Annotated in this window: 9 protein-coding genes; 1 reads left to right on the top strand and 8 read right to left on the bottom strand. The window is 75.3% G+C overall.

Annotated elements, in window-relative coordinates:
* Nucleotides 1-22 precede the first annotated feature (22 nt).
* Nucleotides 23-2491: a CBM35 domain-containing protein gene (locus ASD48_RS32630; protein ID WP_057605409.1), complete on the bottom strand. Its 2469-nt coding sequence runs from the start codon at nucleotides 2489-2491 to the stop codon at nucleotides 23-25.
* A gap of 370 nt (nucleotides 2492-2861) precedes the next feature.
* Between ASD48_RS32630 and ASD48_RS32625 the strand changes: the two genes are divergently transcribed.
* Nucleotides 2862-4310 carry an alpha-amylase family glycosyl hydrolase gene (locus tag ASD48_RS32625; RefSeq protein WP_057605408.1) on the top strand — a complete coding sequence of 483 codons (1449 nt, stop codon included), beginning with the start codon at nucleotides 2862-2864 and terminating at the stop codon, nucleotides 4308-4310.
* A gap of 44 nt (nucleotides 4311-4354) precedes the next feature.
* On the opposite strand, the gene ASD48_RS32620 is transcribed toward ASD48_RS32625, so the two are convergent.
* The 7 genes from ASD48_RS32620 to ASD48_RS32590 form a co-directional block, all read right to left on the bottom strand.
* A complete protein-coding gene (locus ASD48_RS32620; protein WP_057605407.1) occupies nucleotides 4355-4909 on the bottom strand; it encodes a DinB family protein in 555 nt (184 codons plus the stop codon).
* 87 nt (nucleotides 4910-4996) lie between these two features.
* Entirely contained in the window at nucleotides 4997-6832 is a 1836-nt protein-coding gene (locus ASD48_RS32615; protein WP_057605406.1) for a hypothetical protein, read from the bottom strand.
* On the bottom strand, nucleotides 6829-10749 hold the full coding sequence (locus tag ASD48_RS32610; protein ID WP_107104468.1) for a DUF5682 family protein: 3921 nt from the start codon (nucleotides 10747-10749) through the stop codon (nucleotides 6829-6831). Before ASD48_RS32610 ends, ASD48_RS32615 begins: the two co-directional genes overlap by 4 nt.
* Nucleotides 10750-10760: 11 nt before the next feature.
* The gene (locus ASD48_RS32605) at nucleotides 10761-11963 is read right to left on the bottom strand and encodes an AAA family ATPase (protein ID WP_057605404.1); all 1203 of its coding nucleotides are present in this window, start codon (nucleotides 11961-11963) and stop codon (nucleotides 10761-10763) included.
* Between the two features lie 35 nt (nucleotides 11964-11998).
* Nucleotides 11999-16999, bottom strand: a complete 5001-nt coding sequence (locus tag ASD48_RS32600; protein WP_057605403.1) for a hypothetical protein — start codon at nucleotides 16997-16999, stop codon at nucleotides 11999-12001.
* On the bottom strand, nucleotides 16996-17850 hold the full coding sequence (locus ASD48_RS32595; protein WP_057605402.1) for a DUF4132 domain-containing protein: 855 nt from the start codon (nucleotides 17848-17850) through the stop codon (nucleotides 16996-16998). Before ASD48_RS32595 ends, ASD48_RS32600 begins: the two co-directional genes overlap by 4 nt.
* A 180-nt stretch (nucleotides 17851-18030) precedes the next feature.
* Nucleotides 18031-18420: a cold shock domain-containing protein gene (locus ASD48_RS32590; RefSeq protein WP_057605401.1), complete on the bottom strand. Its 390-nt coding sequence runs from the start codon at nucleotides 18418-18420 to the stop codon at nucleotides 18031-18033.
* Between the last annotated feature and the right edge of the window lie 48 nt (nucleotides 18421-18468).

Below are 18468 nucleotides of genomic sequence, written 5' to 3'. Positions count from 1 at the left end.
CCGGTACGGCGGCACGCGTCGGCTACGACGGGCGGAACACCCGGGCCAGTTCGATGCCGCCGATGCGCGGGGCCCGGCCCGTCGCGTTGCGGAAGGTCACGCTCGAGGTGCCCTTCCGCAGGTCGACGGGGACACCCAGGGTCCAGTAGTCCTCCCGGCTCCAGGTGTTCTTGAAGGTGAGCCTCCGTGGCGCGTCCGCGCCGACGGTGACATCCGCCGTACGGGACAGGATGTCGGTGTTGTAGGCGTGGCCGTTGTCGCGTCGGTCGTCGTGCGCGTAGTGCACGACCAGCATGTAACGGCCGGTTTCGGGTGCGTGCACCCTGAACTCGGCGGCGCTGGCGGGGCTGTCGCCGAGGTCGTCGACGCAGGAGCCGCCGAAGGCGTGCGCGGAGTCGACGAGTTTCGCGCCTCCGGTGAGGGTGGCGGAGGCGGCGGCGTAGGAGAGGGTGCCGTCGGTCGAGCCCGCCCCGGAGACGTCGAGGGACCGGACGGCCGCGTGCCGCGCGGTCAGCGCGACGCGGTTGTTGCCCGCCACCAGGTACAGCCGCAGGGGCCGGTCCGGCGCCGCCGTCAACCGCTCGCCGTGCAGCGTGAGCCGCACCGCCGCCGAGGCCCGCGGCACGACCGTGCAGTAGCCGTCGCGAGGGGCGTAGACGTCGAAGACGGCCCGGTCGCCGTCCCGCAGCACCAGGGCGCCCGTGCCCACTCCGGCCGACGAGGAGTAGTCGTACGACGGGCTGCCGTCGATGTCCGCGAGGGTCGCCTCGTACGACGCCGACGGGGGGCCGGTACGCGCGGTGAGGTCGAGGCGGTCGAGGGAGACCTCGCCGTCGTCCTCGGCGAGGGTCAGCACATGGGCCCCGGCCGACAGTTCGACACCGAGGTCCCGCTTGGCGCGGTAGGCCAGGTTCTGTGTGGAGGGGTACGTCACCGTGACCGGGTCCGCGCCGTCCACGAGCAGCCTCTGCGTGGCGGGGGCGCCGGAGCGGTTGCCGTAGAGGATCGCCAGGTCGTACCTCCCGTCCGCCGGGACCGTCACCGTGAAGTCGACCCGGTCGGCGGCGGTGCCGGGGGAGCCGGCGGTCTTCGTGCCGGAGGTCGCGTAGCCGCCCGGGCCGGCGTCCGCTTCCCGGGCCGGGACCCGGCCGCCGGTGATCGCCGCGTCCTCGGCACTGTACGACGCCGACCAGGGCACGGCCGGGGCGGACGGGGTGCCCTCGCCGCCCGGGGTGAGGACGATCCGGTACGCGGACATCCTGTGCCCGCCGCGCAGCGGCACCGTCACCGAAGCGTCGGCCGCCACCTCGAGCAAGGCGCGGGCGAGGACCCGCGGAGCGGCGTGCTGTCCCTCGTAGCCCGACCAGGCGGCCTCGGCGACGGTCGCGGCGACCGTGCGGCCGAAGACCGCGCGGGGGACGCCGCACACCACGACGTCCACGTCGCCGTCCGAGCCGCCGAGCAGCACCTGGGCCTGACGGCGCGAGGCGTCGAGGGAGGCGAGGCCTTGGAGGGTGTCGACGGTGTGCGGCCGCGGCGGCGTGACCCGCACCGTGTCACCGGTCAGCCCGGCGTACCAGCGGAAGAACCACCAGCCGCCGTTGGGGATGTTCGTGCGCACCACGTTGCCGTCCAGGTTGCCGGCGGCGTCCCAGTAGGCCTGGTTGGCGTACACCTTGTTCCGCTCGAACATGGACACCCACTGGACGAGCTGTCCCGGCACGGACAGGTCACGGCGGTTGGCGTACTCGTCGATGCTGATCCTCAGCGGTGCGATGCCCAACCGGCGCTCGATCGCGCGGTAGTCGTCGTGGTGACTCTGGAAGTCACGCAGCGAGTTGGGGCCCAACTCGTGCCACGTCACCACTTGGGGCAACACGTTCTCGCGCTGGGCGAAGGCGAGGAAGTCGCTCATCAGGCGGGTGTGGTAACCGGTCTCGTTGGGCCCGGCGATCCTCGCGTCGGGGGCGAGGGAGCGGATGCGCCGGTACACCGTTCTCCAGTCCTGGAAGAACCGGTCGCGGTTGGCCTCGTACCGTGCCCGGTCGGGGACGCCGAGGTCGTACCAGATGCAGTCGGGTTCGTTGAAGGGGATGTGCACGAAGCGGTCGCCGTGCGGGTGCGCCGCCACCTCCTTGACGATCCGGTCGACCTTGGGAAGGTAGTCGTCGATGCCCGGGTTCTCGTAAGGCCACTCGGCGTAGACGTCCTGCATCATCACGTTGATCTCGCCGCCGCCGTTGCGGAAGAACGACCCGGCGACGGACAGCGCGTCCCCGTTGGGGTGCTGGGCGCCCCCCTCCGGCTTCTGCGTGATGCTGGTGATCTTCAGCGGAGCGAGTACGGCGTCGCCGGGCACCCCGTCGTCGCCGATCCCGTACAGCGCGCCGTTGGCGCCGAGCAGCACCGGGCCCTCGGAGACGGCGAGGTCGACGGTGAGGCGCTGCGGGGCGGCCTCTGGCGGGAGTGGCGTGTGACCGGTCACATCCATGGGGGGAAGTGTGACCGGCCGCAACGGAGGCGGTCAAGGGGCCCCGACGAGGGCGGGCAACGTGGAGCGGGGAGTGGAGAGTGGGAGCGGAGCGGAGCGGGAAGCGTGGGCTGTGGGGGGAAGGGTGGGCCGGCTGGGCTGTGGGGCAGGGGGCCGAGGGCCGCGTGGGGTGGACGGTCCTCGGTGGCTCGCGCCGCTCGTCATCGTTCGGCCCAAGTCGTGACCGCGCTCGCGCCCTGTCCTTGCGGCCCGGACCCGGACCCCCGAGGGTGGAGCCAGGTGGCGGACGGGGGCGAGGAGGACGGGCGATGGCGGACGGGGCGACGGCGCCGCGGCCGAAGAGTGACGGCGACCGCGGGGAGCCCCTGTCATGACGGTGCTCTACGAGATCAACACGGCTGTCTGGCTGGGCGAGTTGAGCGGACGGTACGGGCGCCGGGTCACGCTGGGCGATGTACCCGGCGAGGCCTGGGACGAGATCGCCCTACCCGGTGTCGACGCGGTCTGGCTGATGGGTGTCTGGGAGCGCAGCCCGGCCGGACTGCGGATCGCGCTGCGCGACGAGGCCCTGCGGGCCTCGTTCCGCGCCGCCCTGCCCGACGTCACCGAGGCGGACATCGCCGGATCCCCCTACTGCGTACGGGACTACGTCGTCGACGCCTCCTTCGGCGGACCGGAAGGGCTGGCCGAGGCACGGGCCCGACTGGCCGCCCGCGGACTGCGGTTGATCCTCGACTTCGTCCCCAACCACCTCGCCCCCGACCACCCGTGGGTCACCCGGCACCCCGACCGGCTGATCCTGGGCACCGCGGACGACCTGTCCCGCACCCCGGGCGACTTCATCGAGTCGGACGGCCGGATCGTCGCCCGGGGGCGCGACCCGTTCTTCCCGCCCTGGCCCGACGTCGTGCAGCTGAACGCCTTCGGTGCCGCCCTGCGTGCGGCGACCGTGGACACGCTGGTGTCCATCGGCGACCAGGCGGACGGCGTGCGCTGCGACATGGCGATGCTGCTGATGAACGACGTCTTCGCCAAGACGTGGGGGGAGCGGGCCGGACCGGTGCCCGCCGAGGACTTCTGGCCGTACGTCCTCCCGCGCGTCCGCGAGCGCCACCCGGACCTCCTCTTCGTCGCGGAGGCCTACTGGGACCTCGAACGGGCCCTGCGGCAGCAGGGTTTCGACCACTGCTACGACAAGCGGCTGTACGACCGTCTCCTGCACGAGGACGCCGACTCCGTCCGAGACCGTCTGGGGGCCGACCTCACCCACCAGCGAGGCCTGGTCCGCTTCCTCGAGAACCACGACGAACCACGGGCCGCCGCCACCCTGCCCGGCGCGCGGGGACGGGCGGCAGCCGTGGCCGTCGCCACCCTGCCCGGCGCGACGCTGTGGCACGAGGGCCAGTTCGAGGGGCGCCGGGTCCGCCCGCCGGTGTTCCTCGCGCGCAGACCGCGGGAGCCCGTCGACGAGTCGCTGCGCGCCTTCCACCACCGGCTGCTGACGGCCGCGGCCGCCGTCCGCCGCGGCGCATGGCGGCCGCTCGCCCCGACGGCACTGCCGGACGACGGCACCCACCGCTGCCTGCTCGCCTGGACCTGGACGCACGCGGACGCGCGCCATCTGGTCGTCGTCAACCACTCCGACCGCCCGGCCCGGGCGCGGCTGCCCCTGCCCTGGGACGACCTGGCGGGGCGTGAGCACCGCCTGACCGACCTGCTGACCGCACGGACGTACGACCGTGACGGCGGCGAGCTGACCGACCCCGGCCTGTTCGTGGCCCTGGAGGCCTGGCAGACGCATGTCCTCGAGGTCGGCTGACGGCCCTCCGCGCGGGGCATCCGTGAGGGGATCCGTGAGGTGCCTCAGCCCATGCTCTTCGCGCCGTCCAGGGACTCGCGGATGATGTCCGCGTGACCGGCGTGCTGGGCGGTCTCCGCGATGATGTGCAGCAGGACGCGGCGGGCCGACCACCGCGCGTTCCCCTCGAACCACGGTGCCGCCGGCAGCGGGTGGTCGGCGCCCAGGTCGGGCAGCGACGCGACCAGTTCGTCGGTGCGCCGCGCCACCTCGGCGTACTCCTTCAGCACCCCGGCCAGAGTCTCGCCGGGCAGCATCCGGAACTCGTCGGCCCGCCTGGCGAAGTCCTCCTCGGTCATCTTCGTGAAGTCGGGCATCGCCGACGGACCTTCGAGGATGAAGGCCGCCCAGCCCCGTTCGACCGAGGCGACGTGCTTGATCAGGCCGCCCAGACAGAGCTCGCCGGCGGTGGTGCGCAGACCGGCCTGCTCGTCGGTGAGGTCACGGGTGGTGAAGCGCAGGAAGTGCCGCTGCTTGGTGAGCGCCTCCAGCAGGTCGGCGCGCTCGCCGCCGACTGCGGGTGCCGCGGTGGTCTCGTCGAGGGTGGTGGGCTCGTTCATGGGCGCCTTCTTCCGTGAGTCCTCTTCCGTGTGCGAGCACCACGTTAGAAGCGATAGAGGTCAGATCCTGTCCTAATGGCGCCGGATTCACCGCGATGTCGCCACGACCTCCGTACCCGCCTCCGTGCCCCTCCCCATACCCCTCTCCGCACCCGCCTCCGCACCCGTCTCCGCACCCGTCTCCGCATCCGCTCCCCAGGCCGCAGCGCACAGCGCTCGCTCGACCTCGCCGATGTAGACGGCCGCGGCCAGCCAGGCGCGGGCGAAACGGCCCGGGTCCGCCGGGAGCAGCCTGCCGAAGGCGTCGCGGGACCGGTCCGCCGCGGCCGACCGGAGTTCGCCGAGCAGCTCGCCCGCGGTGGCGAGACCGACGCGGCGCAGCCGTCCCTCGTCCCCCGTCCCGCTGTCCGGGAAGCCCAGCACCCGGCGGCCCCCGGACACGGCCTGGTGCACCCGGCGGCGCAGGAGGTGCAACGGCGCCTCGTCCACCGGGGGAGCGGGGGCGGGCACGGCCGGTACCGTCGCCGTGGGCAGGTCCGCGTGCTGGAGACGGTCCAGGCCGAGATCCACCCGCTCGTCGGCCCGCGCCGGGTGCTCGGCGGCGAGCAGCAGGGCACACGGGAGCGGCCCCGGCGCGAGCCGCGCGACGACCCGCAGCCGACTGCCCCGGGCTGCGGCCAGGAGGCGGAGGTTGTCGCGGTAGGGGAGCGCGGGATCGTCGTGGGCGACGGCGAGCCGGACGGTGCGGCCTTCGCAGTCGGCCAGCAGACGGTCCCCCGTCGCCTCCCGGACCGTGCCCACCAGGGTGACGTCGAGGAAGAGCAGGCCGTGCCCGCCGTCGCCCAGGGCGCGGGCGACCTGCTCGGCGACCGGCACCGTCCACAGCCGGTCGAGCGGTTCGGCGCTCCAGGCGGCCCCCGACGCGCGCACCGCCCGCACCCCGGCTCCGGCGCCGAGCCGGCCGGTCGGGGAGACGGTCGCGCCGGACACCGCGAGGCCCGCGCGCGACAGTTCACGGTGGGTCAGGGAGGTGTCGCCGATCCGGACGGCACGGTCGGCCGCCCCGGTCGCCCGGCCTGGCCCGCCGGGAGCCACGTCGGAGACCGTGTAGAGGCGGCCCCCCGCGTCGGCGGTCCAGGTCACGGCGCCCGCGTATCCGGTCGTGGTCAGGACGGGCTCCGAGAAGAGACCGTACAGCCGCAGCGAGCCGTCCGGGGTGTACGGCTGACGTACGCCGCCACGCAGTTCGGCCAGGTCCCGGCCGGTCGCGAACGGCAGGCGGTGCGCCATGCCGAGGACGGTGCGCAGCGCGTCCGCGAGGTCGGGCAGTCGGTACGCGGGGTCGGCGGAACGGGCCGCGCGCACCCCGTTGACCACGGAGACCGCGGCGGCGGCGACCCGGGGGAGACCCGCGAGCCGCGCGGTGTGCGCGGCACGCAGCAGCTCGGCCTGGAGCACGGCGCCGGAGCCGTCCGCACCGGCTTCCAGCACGGCGGCCGCCGCCTCGTACACGGCCCGCGCGGCGGCGAGTTGGGCCGGGGCGACGGTCTCGTCGCCCGACGGCGGCGCTCCGTCGGCCGCGGGCGATGCCTCGCCGGTCGTCGGCTGTGCGGGCGCACTGTCGGGAGTGTCCTCGGCCACCGGAGCGGCCGAGGCCGCCGCCGCCCGGTGCAGACAGTCGGGGGCGAGCAGACAGCCGCAGCGGATCGCGTCCGCGCTGGTCACCGTGCCCGCGGGCGCGTGCAGTTCGAGGTCGGTGTCGTCGTCGACGGCGATCCGCACGGTGTCGCCCTCGCGGACGACCGGACGCGCCGCCAGCTTGGCGATGCCCGCGTCCAGCCGCTTGCGCAGCCGGGGCGAGAGCGCCTCGACGAGGTCGGCGGTGACGGACGGCGCCACCGGCGGCAGCAGGTCCTGGCTCATGCGATCTTCTCCCCTACCCAGCGGGCGAGTTCGAGCGGACTGAGAGCGGCGACGGGCATGCCCGCGGCGACGAGCTGCCCCGCGACGCCCGTGGAATAGCGCGGTCGGCCCGTGTCGTCGAGGCTCGCGCAGCCCAGCACGTGGCAGCCCGCACCGACCAGCGCACGCACCTCGGCGAGCAGCCCGCCGAGCGGATAGCCCTCCTCGAAGTCGCTGACGACCACGACCAGCGTCCGCGACGGCACGGTGACCAGCTCGCGGGCGTGCCGCAGCCCCGCCGCGATGTGGGTGCCGCCGCCCACGCTGACCTCCAGCAACAGCGACAGCGGGTCCTCGACATGGCCGGTGAGGTCCATGACCTCCGTGGAGAAGGCCAGGAAGTGCGTGGACAGCGTCGGCACCCCGGCGAGCACCGACGCCGTCAGCGCCGCCCACACCGTGGACGCCTCCATGGACCCCGACACGTCGGTGACCAGGATCAGCCGCCAGTCGGCGGCCCGCCGCGCCCGGGCACGGAACACCGGATGCTCCGGGACGACCCGGACCGTGCCGTCCGGGCCGCGCCGCGCGGTCGCCAGGTTGGCGCGCAGCGTGCGCGGGAGGTCGAGGCCGCCGCCCGGACGCCGGCTGGGGCGCGGCAGCGCCGTGCCGTGCAGCGCGGGGCGCAGCCGGGTGGCCAGTTGCCGGGTCAGCGCCTCGACGAGCCGCCGTACCAGCGGACGCAGCGCCGCCAGCCGGGCCTCGGGCAGCCCGCCCGCGTGCCGCAGCACGGTGCGCAGCAGATCGACGGAGGGGCGCACGCTGTCCGCGTCCAGCTCCGTGAGCACGTCCCTGCGGCCCGACGCGGCGGCCGCCGCCAGCACCTCCTCCCGGATGCCCGGCCCGAACAGCGCGGCCAGCTCCTGCGACCACTCCCGCACCCCGGGATACGGCGCGTCCCGGCCACCGCCGGACCCCGGGCCCGTCAGGTCCCCGCGGCTGCCCTCGCCGCGCCCGCTGCCGTACAGCTCGTCCAGAGCCGTCGCCAACGCACGGGCGGACGAAGGGAGTTGATCACGGCAACGGCCCAGGAGGAGCCGCCACCGGTCGGCCGGGGCGAGCCGACGGTCGAGACCGTCCTCCCCGGTGGGTCCGGCCTTGTCGGCCGAGCGCCCGGTCGTGACCGAGGCCGCGCCCGCGGTCGGGGTGGTGATCGAGGTCGAGGTCGTCAAGGTCGTAACGGACACGGTGTCGTCGGCGGGCACCCGTGCGTCACTGCCCGGGGCGGGCAGCAGCCCCAGTGACCGCAGTGCGGCGCGGGCCGCGAGGTCCGCCCCGGCCCAGACGGCGAGCGCCGCCGGGTCCAGCCCGTCGGTGTCGGCGACGCGCCCGGCGCCGAGGCGTTCCTCGACGGCGGCGAGGAGACGGTCGCGGGCCGCGGGGCTCAGGGTTTCGAAGCCGCCCCGCAGCGCGGGCAGCCGGTCGAGGAAGTCCCGGTCCGGCAACTCCGACACCCGGCCCAGCAGTGGTTCCAGGGCGGGCGCCGCCGCTTCCAGCAAGGGGCCGGCCGCGGCCAGCAGCCCGCTGAGCCGGGCCGTCAGCGCCGACCGTGAGTCGGCGTCGACGGCGCCGTCCACCCAGGACGCGACCCGGTCGCCGAAGGCCCGGGCGCTCTCCTGCCCGAGGAGCACCCGGACCGCTCCGGCGGCACCGCGCATCAGCGGGGAACTGTCGGCGGCCAGCCGGGCCAGGGCGTCGGTGAGCCGGATGCCGCCCAACAGATCGGCCCGGTGGGCGAGTTCGACCAGGGCGTGGGCGTCGGCCGGGTCCTCGGAACCGGTCAGTCCGTCCACCTGCCGTACCGCCGCGGCGGTGAGCTGCTCGGCCACGGCGGCGGCCCGCGCCGTACGCTCACCGTCGGAGCCGAGTCCCGGCACATGCCCGGACCGCAGCCGGTCCGACAGGGCGAGCCCGGCCAGGAGTTCGGGCAGCGTACCGGCCAGGGGCAGCACCTCGGCGACATCGTCGAGACGCTCGTCCGCCAGCGTCGGCAGGCCGCACTCCGCGGCTTCCGCGAGGCCCTGGAGCACCTGCGCGGCCGTCGACCCGCCCGCGTCCCGCTCCGCGCGGCGACGCTCCCGCAGCACCCCCTCGGCGGCCTGCGCCGCGGTGACCCCGCGCACCCCGGCTGCGGTCAGCATGGCCGCCGTCGCCGGCGTCCAGCGCACCTCCCAGCGCGAGGTGAGGGCTTCGGCGCCGCCCGCGCCGACCACCTCCCTCGCCTCGCCGTAGGGCACACCGCACACCGTCAGCCGTCGGAGCAGCAGTTCACGGCGCCGGTCGAGGTCCGACCGCAGCGGATCGAGCCGCAGATCCCGCGCCGGGCCGGAGGCGTTCTCCGGTCCGGGCAGGCCCAGCCCCGCCACCTCGGCCTCGACCGCCGGGACGAGACCGCTGCGCGGCGCGTCCGGCGCGGGCCGGCCGGTGCGGGTGCCGACCAGCACCCGCTCCATCGCCCGCGCCACGGCCCGCCCGCGCCCGTACGGCTCACCCTGCGCGAGGACCGTCTGCACGGCCTCGACCAACTCTCCCCGGCCCGCCGCGGGCAGCCCGCGCAGCCGGGCCAGATCCGAGGCCAGCCGGGTGATCTCGCGCGCGTCGGCGGGCCCGGACGGATGCCCGAGGTCCCGCAGGGCCGCACAGACCCGCACGGCCGCGCCGGTCAGCGCCTCCTCCAACGCCTGCGGATCGCCCGCGGCCCGCAGCACCATGTCCTGCCACTCCGGGTCCCGGATACCGGCCGGATAACCGGACCGCTCGTCCAGCAGGGCGTAGGCGTAGGGAATCAACGAGGTGATCCACCCGGTCCGACCGCCCGCGTCCCCTTCCTTCGGCCCGCCTGCCCCCGGGACGGCATGTGCGCCGCGCTTGCCGGTGGCCGGGCTGGTGGCCCCGGCCTGTTCGCCGGTGGCCGGGACGGCGCTGTCGCCCGGTCGGCCGGTGGCCGGGACGGTGGCGGCTCCCGCTTGTTCGCCGGTTCCCGCGGCGGCGCTGTCGCCCGGTCGGCCGCCGGCCGGGGCCGTGACTCCGGCCCCGTCGCCGGCGCCCGAGGCTGCGCTTCCGCCACGGTCGCCGACGGCGGTGGGGGTGGCGCCGTCGCCGCGTCCGGCGAGGGCCGACCCGGTCAGCGCCGGTGCGTGGAAGGCGCCGACGAGCACGGCGGCCCGCTCGCCCCGCGCGGTGGCCTCGGAGATCCGGGACCGCATCCACCGCTCACGCCGCAGGTCCAGCTCGGGCACCCCGCCGGAGGCGACCGCGTCCCGGCGCAGCGCCCACCCCGTCAGCAGGGCCGCCCGGCGCAGCGCCTCGGGCGGCGAACCCGGGGCGGTGGCCTCGACGAGCCGGTCCCACAGGTCGTCCCCGGGGCGGCCCGTCAGCCGGGCCCGCAGCGCGCCGGCGAGGCCGGGCGCCTCGGCCTGCGAGGTACCGCCGCGCCCCTCGCCCCACGCCCGGTCCGCGAGGGGCAGGTCGCAGGCGACCACCGGGACGCCGTGCCGGGCGGCCCAGCGCACGGCGGCCAGCTCGGGCGAGAAGTCGGCGAACGGATAGAACGCCGGGCCCCCGCCGCTCCCGCCGTCACCCGGCGCCGCGGCGAGCGCCACCGGGGCCCTGGTCTCCTCGTGCCCGAGCCAGGGCAGCCACTCCTGCATCTCGGCCGGCAGCTCGACGAGCAGCACGTCGGGCTTCGCCTCGTCCAGCAGTGCGGGCATCGCGGCGGCCAGCGAGGGCGCGTGGTGCCGTACCCCGATGAGGTAGGGCGCTCCCGGGTCGGTGAGGGCGGCGAGAGCCTCCTCCGGGGAGTCCGGGGAGTCCGGGGAGTCCGGGGAGTCCGGGGAGTCCGGGGAATCCGGGGAGTCCGGCGCGGTGGTGGGGTGCAGGGACACGGCCGTCAGCCCTCCAGGACCGTGCGCAGGTCCCACAGGGTGCGCCAGGTGGCGGAACCCTGTTCGGCACGGCGGCGGACGGGTCCGTCCCAGTAGCCGCGCAGCCGGGCCGCGTCGGCCGGGTCGTCCTTGCGGACCACGCCCAGCAGATGGCCCGGCAGCAGTCCGAGCACATCACGGTCGCCCGGGAAGTACGCCGCCGCGAGCGCCAGCGCACCCGCGACGGACACCGCCTCCGCCGTGCTCATCACCGTGGACGGCCGCTCCACCTCCCAGCCCTCCGCCGAGCGGCCCTCACGCAGATCGCGGAAGGCGGTGACCAGCGCCTCCAGCACGGCGTCGTCCACCTGGAAGGGCGCGCCGGCCCGCTCCACGGACGCCCGTGCCTGGCTGCGTACCAGGGCGGTCTCCGCGTCGAGGTCCGGAATCGGCCCCACCGTCTCGAAGTTGAAGCGGCGCTTGAGCGCCGCGGACATCTCCGAGACGCCCTTGTCCCGCAGGTTGGCCGTGGCGATGAGGTTGAAGCCGGGCGCGGCATGCGCCAACGCGTCGTCCGAGCCCGAGAGTTCGGGCACGGCGATGCGACGCTCCGACAGCAGCGAGACCAGCGCGTCCTGCACCTCGGGCAGACAGCGTGTGACCTCCTCGACCCGGGCGATGGCGCCCCGCGACATGGCGGTCAGTACCGGCGAGGGCACCAGTGCCTGCCGGCTCGGCCCCTGCGCCAGCAACAGGGCGTAGTTCCAGCCGTACTTGAGCTGGTCCTCCGTCGTGCCCGCGGTGCCCTGGACGACCAGCCCGCTGGTGCCGCACACGGCGGTGGACAGCAGCTCGGACAGCATCGACTTCGCGGTACCGGGCTCGCCGACGAGCAGCAGCCCGCGCTCTCCGGCGAGGGTGACAACGCACCGCTCCACCAGCGCGCGGTCGCCGACGAACTTGCCCTCCACCACCAGGCGGCGCGGCACCCCGTCCGGCGCCTCGGCGTCCTCGGGCAGCTTCAGGGCACGGCCGTCGCTGCCCATGACGAACGTGACGACGGCACGAGGGGTGAGCCGCCAGGCGGGCGGGCGCGGCCCGTCGTCGTACGCGGCCAGGAAGGCCAGCTCGCCGGCGTACCGGTCCTCGGGCGGGACGATCTGGCGAACCGGGCCGGGGGAGCCGACGGCGTCGGAATCGGAGGCGGGGGACAAGGCGGTGGTGGTCATCGGCGCGCGTTCTTCCAGAGGGGGCGGGAGGGTGGTCATCGGCGGCGGCCCTTGCGGGTGGCGCGGGTGGTGAGCTGCTCGTAGGCCGGGGCGTCGCCGGAGCGGACGCGCTCCCACGCGCGGGTGAACAGTTCGGGCACGGGCATCAGAGGCAGCACGCGCCCGTAGGCGCGGACCGGATAGAGGCCCTCCTTCCAGATCTCCACCGGCAGCGCGGGCGACGTCAGGTCCAGCCAGCCGCACGGCAGGAACAGGGTGCGTCCGGCGCGCGCCCGCCTGGCCTCGACGACCAGCTCGCTCGCGGCGAGTTCGGCGCGGGCCTTCTTCATCCGGGCGGGCTTCCAGCCGGTCCAGCGGGCGCAGTTGCGGTCCGTGGGGTCCGGGAGCGCCAGCAGCTGGAGGTAGAGCGCCGCCGCGTCCTCGCCGAGACCGTGCCGGGCGGCGACCTCGGCGACCAGACCGGGCACGCTGAAGGTCGGGTCCTGGGGGTGCCCGGAGGGGCCCCCGGGATCGACGCCGGCCGCCACCGCGCGGGCCAGCTCGTCGCCGAGCAGGGTCCGCAGGGCGCGCAGGCCCTCGCCCCGCCCCTGCCCGACCAGCCCGTCCACGAGCCCGAACACGGGGTCGTCCGGAGCGCCGAGTGCGCCCGGCCGGACCAGGACGGTCTCCTGGTCGCCGTACCAGGGGCGCAGCACCAGCGCCTCGCCCACGGGTGTCAGACCCTGGGCGTCGGCGCCCCCGGTGGCGGGCAGCCCGTACGCCTTGCGCAGCTCGACGGCGGACGAGGAGCCCTTCTCCGTCCACGCGACGTCCAGGTCGAGCAGCAGCCCCCGGTCGGCGAAGCGGCGGCGCAGGGCGGCGAGGCTCTCCGGCAGGACGGCCCGCAGCGGGTGCCCGTACGGCAGGGAGTAGGAGAGGCCGGCCAGGGCGGTCACGGCACCCGTGATGTGGTTCCGGCCGGGCAGCGCCCCCGGGTCCTCGGCGACCAGGTTGCCGTCCTTGTCCGGCCGTTGGACGGTGGTGCGGCTGATCCAGGGGGTCAGGCCCGGGTTGAGGACGTCCTCCGCGGAGCCGGTGGGCAGGCCGCCCAGGGAGAGTTCCCCGGCGAGGTCCTCGGGCAGCCGGACGACCTCGCCGAGCCGCTCGGCCCACACCCGCCCCGCCGCCTCCGTGTCCGGCCCCGCCGTCCACAGGTCACCGGGGTTCGCGGGCAGCAGAGCACCGACGAGGGCCGCCCGGTCACCGCTCGCGACCGAGGACAGCAGGGCGTCGGCCAGCTCCTTCTGCCGCGGTTTCAGCCCGGTCGCGGCGATCACCTCGGCGGTGAGCTGCTTCGGCTTGGCGGCCAGCAGCAGGGCCGCCTGCATGGCCCCCAGCCCGCCGCGGGTCGCGGCGGCGAGAGCGGCGGGCGCCTCCGGCTGCCAGGGCGCCGGGCCCTTGTCCCGGACGAGCCCGGTGACGGCGCTCAGCGCGTCCGCGGGGAACACCGCCGGGTGCGCGGTCTCCCGCTCCAGCGTGAAGTGGGCGATCGCGCCGAACGAGCCGGCCGGATCGTGGTCCAGGGCGAGCCAGTGCACCCGCCCCGCCTGCCGGTCCAGGTTCTGGCAGCCGAGGACGACGACGGTACGGCCGTCCCGGCGCAGCACCTGACCGACGCGCTCCTGCTTGTCGTGCGGCTCGCTCAGCACGACCTCGCGCAGGGCGGCCCCGGGAGCGGCCAGCGGACCGTCCGTGATCGCCTCGAACAGCAGCAGCAGCGCTTCGCGGTGCGCCTCGGTCACCGTGGCGGAGGCCGCGCGGTACGCGAGCGGACGCAGCATGTCGAGCACCGGTGTCCACTGCAGCCCGATGCCCGGCAGGGTGAACTCGTCGCTGCGCCATCCGTCGTTGGTTCCGGTGGACCGGGAGGCCTCGGCCAGGGGCCTGCCGTCGGCGGGCTTCCCGGACAGCACGTGGTTCACGGCGCGGACCTGCCGCAGCGTGCTCCAGCGGACCTCGCTGCCCCACCACCCGTGCACCTCGGTCAGCCCGGTGGTGGCCTCGCGCAGTGTCGCGTCGTCGCCGTGCTCGGGCTTGAGGTCGGCGAACATCCCGTCGACCCGCCGGCGCTCCGCCTTCGGCCGCTCCACCGGCGGCGTCACGAACGCGGCGGTCGACTCGGCGAGCCGCAGTACGGCGCGCACGAGTGAGGCGACACCCGTGACGAGGCCTCCGCCGCCCAGCGAGGGCAGGGCGCGGGACACGACCTCCTGGACGACCTCGTCCGCGGGCGGCACGACGGCGGCGCTGTCCGACGTCCCGTCGATCACCTTGGCCGCCGCCAGTTTCGCCTGCCGCTGCGCCAGCGCCTCCTTCGCGGCCCGCAGCAGCTCGGCCGCCTGCTCGTCGGTGAGGGCACGCAGCACGGCCGACGCGCGCTCGTCGCGCGGGCGAAGGGCGTGCCAGAAGTCGACCGGCGGAACGAACCGGGTGCCGGCGGCGAACTCGCCGCCGCGCTCCATCGGCGTCACCCGGCCCAGTTCCCCGGCGGCGGACGGGTCGTCGCCCGCGTAGAGGGCGATCTGCCGGTGCAGGGCCACGGCCACCGGCTCGGCCCCGCCCGGCAGCCGTAGCGCGCCGAGCAGGACGCCCGGCGCCCGCCCGTCGGTCCACGGCAGGGCGACGGTGCGGCCGTCCGGGGTACCGGCGACGGTGCGGGCCTCGGTGCCCTCGCCCTCGGTCCGCACCCAGCGGCCGAGCACGGTGCCGTCCGTGCCGAACGGGCTCCGCTCCAGGCCGGGTTGGAGCGGCAGCACCTCGCAGTGGTGCTGCAGCAGGGGCGCGTCCTCCCGGATGCCGGACGACAGGAACGCGGGCAGCGAGGCGCGCCCGTGGGTGCCGGTGGCCGGGTCGTACTCGAGCCACACCTGCTGCCGGCCCTGCCTGCCCTGACGCCAGTACGAGGTGCCGTCGCCGAGGATGCGGCGGCTCGGCGGCACGACGGTGTCGCCGGCGTGCAGGGTGCGCCCGCCGGTGGCGCGGCCGCCGCCGGGGACCGGGATCGACGGTTCGCCCGCGTCGTTGCCGCCGTACCAGTGCGGGAGCTGCTCACCGCCGAGCGGGAAGACGTCGGCGGGGCGGGCCGACCAGTAGCCGAACTGCTTGCCGTCCTGCCGCCACATGACGAGCAGTTCGCCGTCCGTGTAGCGGTAGCTCGGGCGCTGCCAGCGGTCCAGCTTCACGGGCAGCCGCAGGTCGTGCTCGAGCAGGATCTCCTCGGGGCCGACGACGATCACCTTGTGGGCGCGGGCCAGGATGAGCGCGGGCCAGGCCTCGCTGACGCCGAGCGTGTCGTCGCGGTCGCGCCTGGTCTCGGCGTCGAGCCGGCGCAGCGCCTCGTCGAGCGCGGGCCAGCCCAGCTCGTCCAGCAGGCCGGCCCGCAGCGTGTGCCCGAGCAGCGGCGCGACCGCGTGCGCGGCCACCACGGCGACGGCCGCGGGGCTGACCCGGGCGGCCACCGTACGGAAGGGGCGGAGCCGTTCCAGTGCCGCCCGGGCGGCGGGCAGGCCGACCGCCGCGGCCAGTTCCCCGGCCGCGTCGTCCAGCCACTCGCGCAGCACCTCGGAGAGCACGGGGTGGGCGGCCAGCTTCTCCAGCACCGTAGGCGCGGGGCGCAGGCCGCCGAGGGTGCTGATGTCGGTGTACAGCAGGCGGCGCAGCCGGGGGTCCGCCGCGGTGGCGGTGAGGTCGCGCCGGCCGGGGAGCGACTCGCGCAGCCAGCGGTCGACGGAGAGGTACACGACCTGGTCCGAGCCCGGCAGCGTCAGCGGCACGCCCTGAGCCGCGCACAGGTCGAGCAGGTCGAGATCGGCTCCGGCGTGCCAGCGGCCCGAGCACAGGTCGACCGGACGGCCCAGTTCACGCAGCCGGGGCCCCATCCGCTCCACCAGGGCGAGGGTGGCCGGGGAACGCCCGCTGACATTGCCGCCGTGCTTGCGGTGCAGGGCCCACCGGCCCAGCCAGTCCGCCGGGTCCACGTCGGACGCCGTCTCACCGGTGAGGAGCAGATCGGCCCCGCACTCCGTGAGCAGCGCCAGCCAGAACTCGTCGTCCTCGACGGAACGGCCCAGGCCGGCCGGCATGATCTCCAGCAGTCGCTCACGCACCTCCGGTCGCCGCTCGGCGAGGACGGCGAGCGTCGCCCGGTAGGCGTTCCAGAAGGAGGCGGGAGCCCGCACCGCGGCGGGGGAGGCGAGCAGGTCGGCGACCAGGTCGCATTCCGCGGTGACCCGGTCGAGACCGGCGGCCTTGATCAGCCCGCGCGCGTCCTGCGGCAGGGACGCGTACGGCGGCATCCCCGCCGCGCAGCGCTCCACGGTCAACTGCCGGAACTGCGCCCAGGCCTCGGCCGCGTGCAGCCGCGCCGCGAGAGCCTTGACGTGCTCCTTGAGCGCCTTGACGGTGAGCGCCCCGGCGAACGCGAACTCCAGGAACACGGCCCGCTGCCGCTCCTCGTCCACCTTCAGCGCGTGCACCCGCTCGGCTTCCCGGGCCTTGCCGAAGAAGGCGGAGGCGTACGTCGTGTTCTCGTGCTGGAGGAAGACGCGGGCGGCCTGCTCGTAGAAGGTGGGCAGGAAGTGCGGCACCGCCCGGCCGAGCCGGGTGCCGAGCGCCTCGAAGCCGTCCTTGGCGTTGCCGGGGCGGGACTTGGCCTGCCGCGCGAGCCGCTCGACGTCCTTGACCAGCGCCAGCGCGTGGTGGCCGTTCGCCGGGTCGTTGACCAGCGCCCAGGCGGGGAAGCCGAGGGTCTCCCGGCGCACCTGACCGACCTCGGGGGTCTCCGGGTCGCGGGCCAGCCCGAGGAAGTCCAGCGCCAGGTCCTCGGCCTCGCCCAGGGTGCCCGGCACGAGCCGCACGATCTGCCGGTCGTCCAGCGCGGGGTGGGTGTACGTGCGGACGGTGAGCGTGTCGGCGTCCTCGCGGGCGGTGCTCCGCGGGGGCAGCACGGCGCCCGCGTCGAGCAGTGCGCCGGCGGTGGTCTCGTCGTAGGTCGTCATGCCGCCCGCTCCTCGTCCTCGATGTCCCGCCCGGCGTACAGCGCGGCCGCCATGCGCATGCCCTCGGACCAGGCCACCGGCCCGATCAGACCGAGCTTCAGCACCCGGCCGGCGGAGTCGGTGAACACCAGAGGTCCGGTCTCCGCCTCCTCGTAGCCCTCGTAGTCGCCGACCCACACCCGGGCCTCGACGGTGCGGTTCGCCTCGAGGACGGAGGTGACGGCGTGGCCGCCGCGCACCCGGTAGCCGAGCTGGGTGACCCGGCCGTGCAGGAACCGCTGTTCCTTGAACGAGCCGCCCGCGTACTCCTCGACCGCGGTGCCCTCCGCGTCGAGCGTCGCGGGACGCGGCCACACCTCGCGGAACAACTGCTGGGCGCGCTGTTCGACGCCGAGCTCGACGGCGAACTCCCGAAGTTCCTCGAGGTCGTCGAGGAGCACGGGGTGCGGGAGGTGGACGAGTTCGGGCGTGATGCGGACGGTGTCGCCGTCGAGGTCGACCAGGCCGAGTCCGCGCTCGGCGTCGGCGTCCCGCAGGAACCCGGCCACCTCGCCGTCGGCCCCGGTGACGACGAGGTCGCGCAGGGCGGCCTGCCAGGCGGGATCGGGCCACACCCGGGCGACGACGGCGAACGGCACCGGCAGCGAGCGCACCATCCATCGCTCCACGTCGGCCAGGCACTGGCGTTCGTGCCGTTCCAGCCACTCGGTGAGCTGACGCAGGCCCACCACCGCCGGCTCGTCGGCGATCTTGGGCGGCACGGACTTCAACCGCCGCCCGGCCGCGTTGCGGCACACCACCTTGCCGTCATCGAGGGCGACTTCGTAGTCGCCGGCCGACACCCACCCCATGTGTGCCTCCCGCACCCGCAGTGATCAAGTGACGGGAAGAGTAGAACAGGCCACTGACAACGGGATTCGGAAGGTGCAGGAGCAGGCGTCAGGGCGGGGTCCGGCAGGACGAGACCCCAGGTCAGCGCATTGTGCGGGGCCTCGCCCGGGACATCGCGCGCCCTGGGCGGGACGCAGGCGTCAGCCCTCGACCCAGCCGTGGTTCTTCGCGAACTGCGCCAGGCCGGCCCGCACCTGGACGATCTGCTCACCGGTGAGCGAGGGCGCCGCCGTCAGCAGCGCCTCGGTGACGTCCCGGGTGAACTCCTCGGTGCTCAGCACATCGCACAGGACGTCGTCGTCGGCGGCCAGGGGCTTGCCGTCCGCACCCCGCGCGAGCCGTACGTCCGACGCCTTCGGGCCGCGTTCGCCCTCCTCGATCTCGAACTCCACCACGATGCCCCGGCGCACCTGGGACTCGGGCATCAGCATGTCGTTGACGTGCAGGAAGACATCCTCCCCGCCGTCGTCGGGCGCGATGAAGCCGTAGCCCCGCTGACTGTCGAAGCGCACCACACGACCAGCAACCATCCCAACCCCCAGCAACCTCGAAAACACCCACGTCGGTGGACCTGCCCA

The sequence above is a fragment of the Streptomyces sp. Root1310 genome, assembly GCF_001426425.1.
Classification (GTDB): domain Bacteria; phylum Actinomycetota; class Actinomycetes; order Streptomycetales; family Streptomycetaceae; genus Streptomyces.
Note: the sequence above shows the minus strand (reverse complement) of the source record. Positions and strands in the feature narration are given on the sequence as shown.